General features: G+C 64.3%; 13 protein-coding genes and 1 pseudogene. 6 read left to right on the top strand and 8 right to left on the bottom strand.

From position 1 onward, the window contains the following. Window positions 1-504 (top strand): annotated as a pseudogene (locus ACSLE4_RS11575) (hypothetical protein); the annotation flags it as partial. Between the two features lie 73 nt (window positions 505-577). Here the strand turns inward: ACSLE4_RS11575 and ACSLE4_RS11570 are convergent. Beyond that, window positions 578-946, bottom strand: a complete 369-nt coding sequence (locus ACSLE4_RS11570; RefSeq protein WP_435904597.1) for a hypothetical protein — start codon at window positions 944-946, stop codon at window positions 578-580. 193 nt (window positions 947-1139) lie between these two features. Here ACSLE4_RS11570 and ACSLE4_RS11565 point away from each other — a divergent pair, with 193 nt between their 5' ends. The 3 genes from ACSLE4_RS11565 to fdxA all read left to right on the top strand — a co-directional run bounded on the left by ACSLE4_RS11565 (window position 1140) and on the right by fdxA (window position 2889). Further along, window positions 1140-1943, top strand: coding sequence for an SDR family NAD(P)-dependent oxidoreductase (locus ACSLE4_RS11565; RefSeq protein ID WP_435904596.1), 804 nt, complete (start codon window positions 1140-1142; stop codon window positions 1941-1943). 134 nt (window positions 1944-2077) lie between these two features. Beyond that, window positions 2078-2506 (top strand): group III truncated hemoglobin, encoded by a 429-nt coding sequence (locus ACSLE4_RS11560; protein ID WP_435904595.1) that lies wholly within the window; start codon window positions 2078-2080, stop codon window positions 2504-2506. After that, window positions 2503-2889, top strand: coding sequence for a ferredoxin FdxA (fdxA, locus tag ACSLE4_RS11555; RefSeq protein ID WP_435904594.1), 387 nt, complete (start codon window positions 2503-2505; stop codon window positions 2887-2889). The genes ACSLE4_RS11560 and fdxA overlap by 4 nt, the downstream gene beginning before the upstream one ends. 3 nt (window positions 2890-2892) lie before the next feature. On the opposite strand, the gene ACSLE4_RS11550 is transcribed toward fdxA, so the two are convergent. Beyond that, window positions 2893-4524: a chloride channel protein gene (locus ACSLE4_RS11550; protein ID WP_435904593.1), complete on the bottom strand. Its 1632-nt coding sequence runs from the start codon at window positions 4522-4524 to the stop codon at window positions 2893-2895. A gap of 362 nt (window positions 4525-4886) precedes the next feature. On the opposite strand from ACSLE4_RS11550, the gene ACSLE4_RS11545 reads away from it, so the two are divergent. Continuing rightward, entirely contained in the window at window positions 4887-5240 is a 354-nt protein-coding gene (locus ACSLE4_RS11545; protein ID WP_435904592.1) for a phasin family protein, read from the top strand. A gap of 75 nt (window positions 5241-5315) precedes the next feature. On the opposite strand, the gene ACSLE4_RS11540 is transcribed toward ACSLE4_RS11545, so the two are convergent. Continuing rightward, entirely contained in the window at window positions 5316-6695 is a 1380-nt protein-coding gene (locus ACSLE4_RS11540) for a flavin-containing monooxygenase (RefSeq protein ID WP_435904591.1), read from the bottom strand. 232 nt (window positions 6696-6927) lie between these two features. Between ACSLE4_RS11540 and ACSLE4_RS11535 the strand changes: the two genes are divergently transcribed. Further along, entirely contained in the window at window positions 6928-8292 is a 1365-nt protein-coding gene (locus ACSLE4_RS11535; RefSeq protein ID WP_435904590.1) for an FAD-binding protein, read from the top strand. Window positions 8293-8400: 108 nt separating this feature from the next. Here the strand turns inward: ACSLE4_RS11535 and ACSLE4_RS11530 are convergent, their stop codons facing one another. The 5 genes from ACSLE4_RS11530 to ACSLE4_RS11510 all read right to left on the bottom strand — a co-directional run. Further along, the gene (locus ACSLE4_RS11530) at window positions 8401-8643 is read right to left on the bottom strand and encodes a hypothetical protein (RefSeq protein ID WP_435904589.1); all 243 of its coding nucleotides are present in this window, start codon (window positions 8641-8643) and stop codon (window positions 8401-8403) included. 121 nt (window positions 8644-8764) lie between these two features. After that, complete coding sequence (locus tag ACSLE4_RS11525) at window positions 8765-9280, bottom strand: DinB family protein (protein ID WP_435904598.1); 516 nt, start codon at window positions 9278-9280, stop codon at window positions 8765-8767. A 2-nt stretch (window positions 9281-9282) separates the two neighbouring features. Then, window positions 9283-10056 (bottom strand): SDR family NAD(P)-dependent oxidoreductase, encoded by a 774-nt coding sequence (locus tag ACSLE4_RS11520; RefSeq protein ID WP_435904588.1) that lies wholly within the window; start codon window positions 10054-10056, stop codon window positions 9283-9285. Window positions 10057-10104: 48 nt separating this feature from the next. Next, a complete protein-coding gene (locus ACSLE4_RS11515) occupies window positions 10105-12096 on the bottom strand; it encodes a patatin-like phospholipase family protein (protein WP_435904587.1) in 1992 nt (663 codons plus the stop codon). 78 nt (window positions 12097-12174) lie between these two features. Continuing rightward, the coding region (locus tag ACSLE4_RS11510; protein WP_435904586.1) for an adenylosuccinate synthase at window positions 12175-13260 on the bottom strand (1086 nt) is incomplete at its 5' end.

The raw sequence follows: 13260 nt of genomic DNA, 5'->3' as shown, positions 1-13260 counted from the left end.
GTGCTCACCGCGGTGGGTACGCTGATGATGGCGCACTTCAATCTTCAGGTCGATTATTGGAGCATCGCCACGCCCGGTATGATCTCAGGCGTCGGCACCGGTCTCTTTTTCGTGCCGCTCACGGCGGTCGCCTTCGCCAGCATCGCCTCCGCCAAATACGACGAGGCCTCGGGCGTCTATTCGCTGATGCGCGGCATTGGCGGCTCGGCCGGCATTGCCGTGGTGAGCTGGCTGTTCGTACGGCAGACCCACATCCACTTTGCCGAGCTCACCAGCCACGTCACGCCCTACAATCAGGAGCTGTTGCCCTATCTGGCCGACAAGGGACTGACGCCCTTCTCGCCGCAAGCGGGCCCCGTGATCGGACACGAGCTCGCGCGCCAAGCGCAAATGCTCGCGTTCAACGACATCTTCTGGTTCATCGGCATCTGCACGCTGGCGATCCTGCCGGTGCTGTTCTTCATGTCGAAGCCGAAGAAGGTGGCGCTGATCCCAGCGCACTAGCACACGCAGGCACGCAGAGACGCCCTCGGAGACGGAGCTCCGGGAACGTCTTACTTGCTCAAGCGAAGTTCAGTTACCAGCAGACCCTGGCGCCCGACGAACAAACGGTCGGCGAGATCACGCCCGACCAGCACAACGTATAGGACTGCCGCGTCACCACGTCCGGCTTCTGGTAGAGGTCCGGCGAGACGCTGGTGCGCCAATACGGCTGCGGGTTTGGACGCATGGCGCTGATGCTCACGGAGCTAATGCGCTTTGCAGCCTTGTATTCCTGGATCGCCACCGCAAGGGCATTCTGGGAACGGGCGACAGCCGTTGCTTTGTTCACCCCGTCGGCGGTGCCATTTAACCCAACGCAACCCGCCTGCGCCGTGGTGCCTTGAGCCAGGCAAAGTCCAACCGCCGTCAATGCCAGCGCCAAGCCACGCCAATACGACCTCATCGAAGCCTCCCTCAACCTATCTAGAGTTGCGCGATTATCGCGGGCGGCGCGCGCCGATTCCAGCGTCTTGAACGCCCGGCAACGCGTTCCCCGAATCCTGTTACCATTGTGCCACAGTGCGACGGCATTTTGGCGACGGCATGATCGTGCAGGGTGGCCCAGCAGGGGGCCGTCTGGGCCTGAGGACCGGGAAATGGCAGCGAAACTGGTGCTGGTGACAGGCGCCTCCAGCGGCATCGGCGAGGCCACGGCCTTGCGCTACGGCGCCGCGGGCGCCCATGTCCTGCTGCTCGCCCGCAACGCCGAGCGGCTTTACGGCGTGGCCCACGCCATTCGCGAGGCGGGCGGCACCGCCACCGCCTTCCCCATCGATCTTCAAGGGTCCGAAGCCACCAAGGAGACCGCGGCGCGCATCGAGGCCGAGATCGGCACCCCGGACCTCCTCATCAACAATGCGGGCGCCGGACGCTGGCTGCCGCTCGTCGAGACGAGCCCGGAAGACGCCAGGGCCATGATCGACGTGCCCTATCTGGCGGCCTTCAACCTCACCCGCGCTTTCGCTCCGGCCATGATCGCCCGGCGCGCGGGTGGCATCGTCTTCGTCACCTCGCCCGCCTCCTATCTCGCCTGGCCCAACGCGTCGGCCTATATCGCCGCGCGCCGCGCGCTGGCCGGCTTCGCCGAAGGCCTGCAAAGCGAGCTGAAGGGAACCGGCGTGGCCGTCACCCTCGTGGTGTTGGGGACTGTCGACACCCCTTATTGGGAGCACAATCCCGATAGCCTCGAGAACGTCCCCAGTGCCAATCCGTGGCTGATGCCGACCCTGAGCCCGGCGCAAGCGGCGGACGCCATCTTCGCAGGCGCGGCCCGGAAGACGCTCTTCGTGGTGAAGCCGGCCGTCTACCGCGCGCTGTTCGTGCTGAACGCGCTGTTTCCCAAGACGGTCGCCAGCCAGCTCCGCCGCGCCGCCAAGAAAGCGCGGGGGTCAAAGGGCTAGCCGCTCCTGTCGCAGCGTCAGGGGACCGCACCGTCATCTAAACATGTATTTTTCATATTGCTTTTAACTCTCCGTCTGCCTAAATAGGGAGACGAGGACGCCATTGTCTTGCATGGAGCATGGAGAGTTTCGCCATGACCGACTGTCCCGGTATCGATTGCGCGCAGGATCGCGCCGCGCTGTCCGATGACGGCATTCGCCTTTTGGTCGACCGCTTCTACGCCAAGGTGCGCCATGACGAAGAGCTCGGCCCGATCTTCGCCCACGCCATCGCCGACGAAGAATGGCCCGCGCATCTTGCGACCATGCGCGACTTCTGGTCGTCGATCATGCTGACCTCGGGCCGCTATCACGGCAATCCCGTTGCCGCCCACCGCCGCGCCGAAGGGATCACGCCGGCGCTGTTCGAACGCTGGCTCGCACTGTTCGCCGAGACCTGCGCCGAACTATTCGACCAGACGACCGTTGCCGCCTTCATGGACAAGGCAAGACGCATCGCCACCAGCCTTCAGCTTGCGCTGTTCTACAAGCCCGAGCAGGACCGGCCGCGGGCCGCGCCGTGACCTACGTCGTCACGGAGAACTGCATCAAGTGCAAATACATGGACTGCGTGGAAGTGTGTCCGGTCGATTGCTTCTATGAGGGCGAGAACATGCTCGTCATTCATCCGGACGAATGCATCGACTGCGGCGTGTGCGAGCCGGAATGCCCCGCGGAGGCGATCTCCCCCGATACCGAACCCGGGCTCGAGAAATGGCTCACGCTCAACGCCGAGCATGCCGACATCTGGCCGAACATCGCGGTGAAGCGCGATCCACCGCCGGACGCGGATTCCTTCAACGGCACGCCCGATAAGTTCGCCTATTTCTCGCCGAACCCCGGGCAAGGCGACGGCCCGGAGGAAGCGCAAACCCCGCCGCAGCCTGCGCCCGCCGCCGCACCTTAGAGCCTAGCGATGCTCCTCGACGCTCGCGGCAATCAGCGCCTTGTTGAAGGCGGAGAGCGCCCGGGACTGGCTGGCCCAGCCAAGGATCTTGCTGCGGTCGTGCGTCTCGACCACGGGGAGCCGGTCCGCGCCCATGGTGTCGAAGGCGCGCAACGCCGTCTCCAGCGTCTCATCGGCTTGCAACGCCCGCTCGCGCTCACCCTCGGGCAGCACGACCGGATCGCCGTCTTGCGGCGGCCGCATGATGTCGGACACGCGAATGTCCCGCATCACCGTGCGGTGGGGGCCTTCATGCAAGACGATGCCGCGGGATTCGAGCTGCGCCTGGAAGAAGGAGCGGCCGAGGATCATCTGGTTGATGCCGTTGGCGATGGCCACCGTGAGCAACAGCGCAAGACTGAGCTCGAAACCGCCGGTGAGCTCGAACACCATCACCGTGGTCGAGATCGGCGCGCCGAGCACGGCGGCGGTCACCGCGCCCATGCCGAGAATGGCATAGAGCCCCTCGCTCGAGCCCACCTCGGGAAAGGCGCTGGCGGCGATCAAACCGAACGCGCCGCCGGTCATGGCACCGAGATAAAGCGCCGGCGAGAACACGCCGCCGCCGAAGCGCGAGCCGAGCGCAATTGCCGTGGCGATCGTCTTGAGCACGATGAGGATGATCATAATGTGGATCGCCAGTTGATCCTTCAGCGCCGCGTCGGTGGTGTCGTAGCCGACGCCCAGCACTTCCGGAAACCAGACGGCGATGATGCCGATCAGCAGCCCGCCGACCGCCGGGCGCGCCACCAGCGGCATTTTGAGATTGCGCGCGAACCAATCCACCGACAGCACCGTGAGCTGGAAGATGACCGCGACGCCCGCGGCGACGATGCCGAGCAGCACGAAGGCCGGCACTTCGAGATAGGACACGATGCGGTAGCTCGGCACGACGAACGCGGCCACGTCGCCGAACCAGGCTTGCGACAGGATCGTCGCCACCACCGCGGACAAGACCAGCGGCACGAAGGTGCTGATCGAGAAATGGCCGAGGATCACTTCTTGGGCAAAGAGAACGCCGGCGATCGGCGCATTGAACGAGGCGGCGACCGCGCCGGCCGCGCCCGAGGCTAGCAGCGTGCGCCGGGCGGCATTGGGCAGGCTGAGACGGTTCGAGGCGGCCGCCGCGATGGTCGCGCCGAGATGCACGATCGGTCCTTCGCGTCCGGCGCTCGCCCCCGCGCCCAGCGACAGCGCGCTGGCGAGGGCGCTGAGCAGCCCCTGTTTCAGGTCCAGCCCTCTGCCGGCATTGACCCGCGCCTCCATGACGTCGGGGACGGCGTCCGTGCGCTTGGCGGTGAGCAAATAGCGCAGCATGAGCCCCACGAGCAGACCGCCTACCGCGGGCGCCAGCACGATCACCCACCAGGGCTGTTCGCGGGCGGCCGCGGCCACGTTCTCCGACATGTCCTGAAGCCAGGGCCATTGGAAGGCGCCGATAGCCAGGCGAAAGACAATGGCGGCGATGCCCGTGGCCAGGCCGATCAGAGGCGCCAACAGCCACACCGTCGGCTGCCGGCTCTCGCGGAACTGCTTGAGATTGGGAATGGTCCAGCGTCTGGCGGTCGCCAGAAGCTTCACACGTCTCAGCGCCATCAAATGGGTTTAAAGACGCGAACGAGTCGGCTCAAGCTTTTGCGGCCCGCGATACACACCGGCCCTTGCCGGTCCAGTCCGCCCAGCCCAAATGTTAGACTTGTGATTAGGTCGTCAGGGGCACCGGCACGGTCCTCAGAAAGACCGGCAAGGGCATGGTCTGCGTCTTCACGCTCGGCAATCGCTGCTAGCGATCGGGACTGGGTCGCAACTGGGGCCCCTTTCGGTGGTTCCAGCGCAAAAAAGGGCAATAATCCGCCAAAAAGAAATTGCTGCACTGCACAAAATTGCCCTTGAAATTCATTGTGCGGTGCAATATTTCCTAGTTGTGAGCATGAACGCTTACAGAGAGAGGAACCGACATGTTTGAGCCATTTGAAAAAGCTACCAAAGACTTCCAGAAGATCTCCAAGGACAATTACGACGCGATGCTTCGCTCCTATGGTGAGCTGAACCGCGGCTTCCAGGACATCGGCGCCCGCGTGACCGGCTATTCGAAGCAGGCTGTCACCGACGCAACCAGCACCTTCGAGAAGCTCCTCGGCGCCAAGTCGCTGGAGCAGGCCGTCGAGATCCAGTCTCAGGCCGCCAAGAAGGCCTATGACAGCTGGGTCTCCGAGGCCTCGAAGATCGGCGAGGTGTATGCGTCCGTCGCGCGCGAGGCCTATAAGCCCGTCGAGAAGGCCGTGCAGAAAACGGCGACGCCGACCGCGTAAGCATCGTCCTTCAGGACACGAAAAAAGACCCGGACATCGCGTCCGGGTCTTTTTGTATCGGCGTCTGATATCCGCTCAAGAGGCGAGTTTCAGCTTTTCCGCCTCCCGCTCTTCGGCGGTCTCGCCCATGGTGCGCATCTCCTGCTCCGGTGGGGCACACGGCCCGAACTTCTTGAGCAGCCGCCTCATGTAACGGCGGAAGCGCAAATGCTGGATCTCGAAGCGGTGCCACGGCGTGTCCTGGTGCTTGAGCCCGTGGCCGATATCGGGATTGGCGTGACGCTTGAGCGCATGGAACCACGCCGCCCTCTTCGGGTCCTCTTCCTGGGCCGTGATGAAGGCCGCGATCAGCCGCGCCTGATAGTCGGCGATCTGCCACACGCCGCCCTCGGCCGGCTCGAACAGCCCGCACACAAAGAAGTCGTCCCACTCGCGATGGAAGGTGTGGATGAACAGCTTCGGCCAGCCCTTCTCATCGAGCACGTAAGAATCGTCCATGAACGGAAAGTGGACGCGGAACCCCGTGGCCCAGACCAGCAGGTCGATCTCCTCCGACGTGTCGTCGTCGAAAAAGACGCGCTTCCCGTCGAACCGCGTGATGCCGGGCTTCGGTACGATGCGCCCATGCACGATGTGATCGAGATAGGTCGTGCAGGCCGTCGGGTGCGCCTCGAATAGATCGTGATCCGGCTTCGGCAGGCCGTAGCGCTCATGCGAACCGATCAAGACCCACATGCCGAGCTTGTAGAGCGAATACATAAAGCGGCGCGGCAGCGGCAAATGGCTCAAGCGGTCGATCACCGCGTCGGTCGGCTTGCCGAACAGCATCTTCGGGAAGAAGTAATAGGTGCGGCGCATCGAATGCACCGCCGCCTTACCGTCGAGCGCCGCGTCGCCCAGGATGTCGACCGCCGAGTTGCCGGCGCCCACCACCAGCACGCGCTTGTCCTTGAGCTGCGTCTTCGACTTCACCTCGTGGGAGTGGAGCATCTCGCCCGCGAACGTGCCCGGATAGTCGGGCACGTAGGCATGCCAATGGTGACCGTTGGCGACGACGACCCCGTCATAGGCTCGCGGCTCGCTCTCCCCCTCCAGCGTCACCCGCCAGCCTTTATCGGCCCGCTCGATGGCGGAAACGCGGGTGTTGAAGGTGATGCGGTCGTAGATCCCGTACTCCGCGGCATAAGCGCGCAAATATTCGTGCGCCTGCGCCGCGCTCACATAGTACGGCATCTCGTCGGGGAACTTGAAGTCGGGGTAGCGGGACAGCTTCTTGGAGGAATTCAGGTGCGTGGAGCCATAGACCGCGTGGGGACTGTCGGGGTTCCAGATGCCCCCGATATCGCCTTCCGCCTCGAAGCAATCGAAGGGAATTCCCCGCTCGGCGAAGGTCTTGACCACGGCCAGCCCGCAGGCGCCCGCCCCGATGATGCAGTACCGCTTCACGTCCGTCACGACCCTCCGATGCAAAATCCAAACCCGCGAAATAGCTGCAAATTGCGGCAGACCTAAGCATTCCCTCTGCCCCCCTTCAACCCATAGGATGGCGCCTGCGCCTCCTTGATCTGCGTCAAGTTTGAAGGCGTCCTTGCCGCTCTCAATGGGCCCGTTCGGCTGCTTTTTCAGGAGCCTGGATTCGCGGGCTCATTCCGTTATGGTCTTGCGCCGCGAGGAGTGAGGGAAGTTCATGGACATCCAACAGGACGTCACCATCAAAAGCTGGGACGGGACCTGGACCTATCACCCGCGGGTGAAGGTGAGCCCGGAAAGCGTCGAGGACATCATCGAGATCGTGACCGACACGGTGCGCTTTCCCACGCCCGTGCGGCCCGCGGGCTCCATGCATTCGACCGCGCGCATGAACGGCGACGACCAAGGCGGCACCATGGTCGACATGAAGGCCATGAACCGCATCCTGCACTTCACCGACGACACGGTCACGGTGGAAGCCGGCGTGTCGTACATTCAGCTTGCCCAAGCGCTGCGCGAGCGCGGACTCCAACCCCACGTCACCACCGAGATCGGCAATACGACGCTGGCCGCCATGGCCTGCGCCGCCACCAAGGACTCATCCTTCCCCAGCGGTTTTGGCCAGATCAGCTCCTACGTGACGGCCGTGCGCTTCGTCACGCCGCACGGCGATATCCGCGAGCTCACCGAGGCCAACAATCCGAAGGAGATGCAGATCTTCCGCTCCAGCTACGGGCTGTTCGGCATCATCTTCGAGGTGAGCCTCAAGGTCCGGCCCACCACGGCCTTGTCGGTGCGCCACTACTCGTTGAGCCTCGAGAACTTCCGCAAGTTCTTCCCCGTCTACAAAGCGCGCGGCTACGCGGTGATGTACTACATCTTCCCCTACGCCAAACGCGTGGTGGTCGAGCTGCGCAAGGACAATCCGGAAGCGGCGCCCAAGTCGAAATACCGCTGGGCCTATCGCAACCGCTTCTGGCGCAAATACGCGCCGGCCGGGGTGATATGGATCGACAAGAACATCAAGAACCGGAAATGGCACGACCGGGCGCAGGACTCGTTCTTCTATCTGCTGCGCCAGGCCATGGTCTGGTTCGTGCGCTCCGAGCGCAGTTGGCCGCATGCGCAGATCATCAACTACCCGCGCAATCCCGGCGATACCAAGTACCTGTTCAGCATGTGGTCGTTCCGGGAGGGCGGCTTCTTCGACATCCTCGATGAGTATTGCGATTTCTGCATCGCTTACGAGGCCCATACCGGCTTCCGCTGCAATCTGCCGAGCGTCGGCTACGCCATCTGCCGGGATGTCGAGGCACTGTTCTCCTATACCTGGGAGGGGCCCGGCATGAGCATCGACCCGGCCTCCACCGGCGGGCCGGAATGGGAAGAATTCCTCCACGCCTACAATGACTTCTGTAGCGAGCGCGGGGGCACGCCGCTGTTCAACCAGACGCCCTTCCTGACCCGCGACATGGTGCGTCGAGCCTTCGGGGCGCGGCTCCAGCAATTCGCCGCCCGCCGCAAGGAGGTCGATCCTCACGACCGCTTGCTGGATAATTATTTCCGCGAATTTCTGTCTTAGAGACTAGCGCCAGCGCGCTCGAAAGCGGCGTAAGGCTCAATATGCGCCGAAATAAATGAGGGGCGACGCGCGAGGCGTCACCCCTCACAGTGCTCCTAAACCTCTCGCCTAGAAGCCGATCCAGGCACCGCCGCGATAATAGCCGCGGCCCTCGCCAGGCTCGCGCCAGCGATACCCCTCGCGAGGCGCCCAATCGTCACCGTAGATGTTGAGGTTCACGCCCGCGGGGTACTCATGTTTTTCCTTGACCCGCCAGCAATCTCCGTCGGCGTTGCACACCACGGCGGCCGACGCGCCGGTGGTGAAGGCAAAGACACTGAGAGCCAAGACAGCGCTTCCAAGGTACTTCATGGGGGAGTCTCCTTCTCGTTTGCGAAACGCACAACGCGCGAGGAGACTTTCCGGTTGCACGGCCTGACGGACCCTTTACCCGGCAACCTGAATGAGAGCTCAAATTGATGAAAACCGTAGGTTACGCGCCTGATGAACCCGCGCATACGGTCTCGCGCTGATACACGATCAGGTCGAGTGACGGCGCGTCACCCGTGAGCTTGGTGAGCAGGCAATGGGCTTGGCCGCGGTGATGCGTCTGATGATTGAAGACGTGTGACAGGGCGTAGCGAAGCGGCTGCACCATCTCCGCCGGCCTACTGGTGCGGTAGCGGATGTCGCCGGCAAGGTCCTCGTCAGTCAGGTTTTCCACATAGGCGATGATGCGGGCATCCTCCTCCGCCCGCGCCGCACGCAGATCGTTGAAATCGTCCTCGAGAATGGCGTTGAGCGCAGTGGGCAGAGGCCCCTCGCCGGTGAAGCGGTGCATCCACACGCGGTCGGCCACGAGAAGATGGTTGAGTGTGCCGTGCATCGACTTGAAAAAGGCGCCGTGATCGGCGCGGTAGTCCTTATCGGAGAGTTGCGCCGCAGCATCGTAGAGACGCTCGTTGGCCCAGGCGTTGTAGCCCGAGAACATCTCGAACGTCTCGCGCATCTTCAAGCGCCCGTCGCCTTGATGAACCAGCGCACCAGCGGGAAGGACACCATGCGCGGCATGTCGCGCACCGTCTTGAGGAACCCTTCGACCTGGATCGGGAAGGCGATCTCGTAAGGCCGCTTCGGCAGCTTCTCGAGGATTTTCCGCGCGCAGCGCTCCTTGCTCATGACGAAGAGCTTCTTCTTCGGATCGTAGGACGCATTGAGCGGCGTATCGACGAAGCCCGGATTGATCAGCGTCACGTCGACGCCGGTGCCTTTAAGTTCCAGTTTGAGGCTCTCGGCCAGATTGATCACCGCCGCCTTGCTTGCGCCGTAGCTGCCGTTGCCGGGCCAGCCCGCATAGCCGAACAGCGAGCCCATGATGGCGAGCTGGCCTTCGCGCCGCTCCAGCATTGTCGGCAGGACCGCGGCGATGCCGTTGATCACCCCGTCCACGTTGAGCGCCATGGACTTGTGGAAGCCGTCGAGATCTATATTGCGGATGTCGAAGGGCACATACATGCCGGTGCCGAGCAGCGCGAGATCGATCGGCCCCAACGCCGCTTCGACTTTGGCCGCGCAGGCTTTCAGCTCTTCGGGCTTGAGCACGTCGGCGGGAAACGCCGTGATGTTGTCGCTGGAGGCGGCGAGCGCATCCAGCCTGTCGCTCGGCCGCGCCGTGGCGGCGACCTTCACGCCGGCATTGCCAAGCCTCTTCGCGATCTCGCCGCAAATAGCGCCCGAGGCGCCCGTAATCCACGCCACCTTCCAGGGATATGTCTTCTCGGCCACGTCCTGCCCCGTTCTCAGCTGCAAGCGGAACGGCGCCTGCCAGCCAAACTAGTCCGCCCGCTCCGCCCGGGGATCGTTACTGCCGAGCGGCATCATGCGCAAGGCGGGCTTTGGCCGCGGCGAGCGGCCTTGGCTTGAGTCCTCGCCCCGATCGAAGGTCTGGTCGTCCGTCCAGGTGGAAACGAACTCGACGAATGCCCGCGTCGCCTCCGAGGCGAAGCTCTGCTGCTCGGGGCGCTGCAACGGATAGCTCGTGGGCGCATCCTTGCTTCCGCGGTCCAACAGAGCGTCGTAGCCGCGCCACGGCTTTTGTCTGTCCGCATCCCGCCACGCCTTACGGAATCGGCGCGCGAGGTCCTCGAATGCGGCCATGGTGGCGCGATAGCGGAGCCAGCGGTGATTGTCCCACGTCAGCTCGATGTCATCGCCGGACTGCGGATCCTTATCCGGGTTCGGCCCATAGCGCGCAGCGAGCAGTTCGCCGGCCCGCTCTCCGCGTGCGCCGATTTCCTCGATGAGGTCCGAACCCATGTTCAGGTTCATGCCGCCCTCATGCTCGGCGAGCTTCACGTGCACCACGCGTTCGCGATAGCCGGGCAGCGCCATGAGCTCGGTGTCGGCCCAGTTACGCGCGGTATCGAACAGCGCGCCGAAGAACCCGGCGACGGTCTGGAACTTGTTGAAGCGCGCAGCCGACCCAATGCCGGAGGAGTTTCGGCTTGGCATCCAGACATGGTCCCAGCCTTGAGGCTTCCCGTTCTTGTCACTCTCGGCGGCGACGCCGCTGACCCGCTCGAGCGTGCCGCCCACTTCGTCCACCTCGGTCGCGGCGACCTCGTAGGGGATGAGATTGATGGCGAAGGTCGGGCGCGACGGCAGCGGCGAATCGAAAAAGTGCAGCGGGAAGTTGCTGGTGAGACCGCCGTCGGAAAACCAGCACCTTTCGAGCGGGAACTTGCCGCCATTGGTTTTTGGCGCCTCGAAATTGACGGCATAGAGCGGCACCGCGCTAAGCAGGAACGGAAAGCTCAAGCTCATGCGCGCGCCGAGGAGGATCGGCAGGTCCTCCGGCGCAGGCAGCGGCACGAATCCGACCGTATCGATGTCCTTTGGATAGCGGGCGTTGGCCGCGTGCGCGCACATATGCTCGACCACGGATGCGGGAAACAGCTTGGCGAACTCGGCCTCCTTGAAAAAGAGCTGCCCCCAGCTCCCCTCCAGAAAAGGCAGGCGCTGGGAGATTCCACGCGTGATGTTGGTGGTCATCAGGACGAGCTCGATATCGCGCTCCGCGCGCTCGTCGCGGGTGCCCCAAAGGTCGCCGAAGGTCACCGGCGGCTCGGCGGGCTCACGGTTGGCAACCGACTGGAAGAAGCCATGCAGCCAGTCCGTGAGCGGCAGCACGCCCGCTTCGTCGGGCCGGCCGTCGCTCGACCCCGAGCACAGACCGTAGCCGTTCCGAGGCAGCTCAACCAGCACGTCCCGGACGACACCGACCGACGTCGCCGCGACCACGAAGACAAGCGCCGGGACGAGTCCCACGAGAAAGGGGATCCAAGCGGCGCTTCCGAGACTTGAGGTCACAGCGAGGACAACGAGCGGCAGCAGCACCACCGCGGCGCCCACGACAGCGTAGACCCAGTAATTGACGCAAAGGGCCCACACGACAAAGGCAATCTTGGCGGCGAATCCTTCCGGGCCGAGCCCGGACATCAACACGTTGAACAGCCGGCGGGTGCCCTCTTGCGGCTGAAACAAGCGCTCCAGCACGGTCTTCTTGCCCTCAACACCCGGGCGGTTACCGGGCCTCCGCCCAAGCTCCGCGGGAAGCGTCTTGAAGCGCGTGCCGAAGTGATCCTCGCCGTGCTTCGCTCCGTAAGCGGCGGCCGCCGTACCCGTGGCGGCGATCGCGCCGGCGGAGGTCCCCCCGATGGAGCGGAAGCGGTAGGTCTCGGAAAGCTTGGCGATGGCGCGGGGATAGACGATGCCGCTGGTGATCCCGCCTCGCATCACCAGATCGCATTGGAGCTTCTTCGTCATGACAACCTCCGCGTGCACAGGTTGTCAGTATATCCTTAAGCGCGAGTCAAAAAGGCGATAAAAAGCGAGGCTTGGGGCTCAATCCACAAATGGATCGTGTACGAGGATGGTGTCCTCGCGCTTGGGGCTGGTTGAGAGCAGCGCCACGGGCACCCCGGTCAGCTCCTCGAGCCGTCGGACATATTTGATGCATTGCGCCGGCAGTTCCGCCCAGGAGCGCGCGCCCCGGGTCGATTCGGCCCAGCCTTCCATCTCTTCGTAGATGGGCTCCACGCGGGCCTGCGCCCCTTGCGCGGCCGGAAGATAGTCAAGCTCGGCGCCGTCGAGCTTGTAGCCCACGCAGATCTTGAGCTTGCCCCCCGGCAGATCGTCGAGCACGTCGAGCTTGGTGAGCGCGATGCCGTTGATGCCGCCGACTTTGCAGGTTTGCCGTACGAGGCAGGCATCGAACCAGCCGCAGCGGCGCGCACGGCCCGTGACCGTACCGAACTCCGCCCCGCGCTCGCCGATCAGCCTGCCGGTGTCGTCGTGAAGCTCGGTGGGAAATGGCCCCTCGCCCACCCGCGTCGTGTAGGCCTTGGTGATGCCGAGCACGTAGTTGAGCGCGCCGGGCCCGACGCCCGCGCCGGTCGCGGCCTGCGCCGCCACCGTGTTGGACGAGGTGACGAAGGGATAGGTCCCGTGGTCGATGTCGAGCAGCGCCCCTTGCGCGCCTTCGAACAGGATACGCTTGCCCGCCCGGCGCGCCTCGTCCAGCAGCGCCCACACCGTGTCGACGTAAGGCAGGACTTTCGGCGCGATCGCGGTGAGTTCGCCGCAGAGCTGGTCGGCGCTGATCTCGGGCTCGCCCAAACCGCGCCGCAAGGGATTGTGGTGCGCCAGGATGCGCTCGATCTTCGGCTTGAGGCTCGACAGGTCGGCGAGATCCAGGACGCGCACGGCGCGCCGCCCCACCTTGTCCTCATAGGCCGGGCCGATGCCGCGCTTGGTGGTGCCGATCTTGCCGGCGCCCGCGGCCGCCTCGCGCAGCGCGTCGAGTTCCCGGTGAAGCGGCAGGATCAGGGTAGCGTTCTCGGCGATCCGCAGATTCTCGCGAGAGATGGTGACACCGAGTGCCTCGATGCGGGCGATCTCTTCCACCAAGGCCCAGGGATCGACCACGAC

Source organism: Methyloceanibacter sp. (assembly GCF_051306395.1).
Classification (GTDB): Bacteria; Pseudomonadota; Alphaproteobacteria; order Rhizobiales; family Methyloligellaceae; genus Methyloceanibacter.
This window is presented reverse-complemented; position numbering and strand designations above follow the sequence as displayed.

Bases quoted from the DNA above. Each gene is read 5' to 3' on its own strand.
- ACSLE4_RS11570 (WP_435904597.1), bottom strand. From the start codon at position 946: ATGAGGTCGTATTGGCGTGGCTTGGCGCTGGCATTGACGGCGGTTGGA.
- ACSLE4_RS11565 (WP_435904596.1), top strand. From the start codon at position 1,140: ATGGCAGCGAAACTGGTGCTGGTGACAGGCGCCTCCAGCGGCATCGGC.
- ACSLE4_RS11560 (WP_435904595.1), top strand. From the start codon at position 2,078: ATGACCGACTGTCCCGGTATCGATTGCGCGCAGGATCGCGCCGCGCTG.
- ACSLE4_RS11550 (WP_435904593.1), bottom strand. From the start codon at position 4,524: ATGGCGCTGAGACGTGTGAAGCTTCTGGCGACCGCCAGACGCTGGACC.
- ACSLE4_RS11545 (WP_435904592.1), top strand. From the start codon at position 4,887: ATGTTTGAGCCATTTGAAAAAGCTACCAAAGACTTCCAGAAGATCTCC.
- ACSLE4_RS11535 (WP_435904590.1), top strand. From the start codon at position 6,928: ATGGACATCCAACAGGACGTCACCATCAAAAGCTGGGACGGGACCTGG.
- ACSLE4_RS11530 (WP_435904589.1), bottom strand. From the start codon at position 8,643: ATGAAGTACCTTGGAAGCGCTGTCTTGGCTCTCAGTGTCTTTGCCTTC.
- ACSLE4_RS11525 (WP_435904598.1), bottom strand. From the start codon at position 9,280: ATGCGCGAGACGTTCGAGATGTTCTCGGGCTACAACGCCTGGGCCAAC.
- ACSLE4_RS11515 (WP_435904587.1), bottom strand. From the start codon at position 12,096: ATGACGAAGAAGCTCCAATGCGATCTGGTGATGCGAGGCGGGATCACC.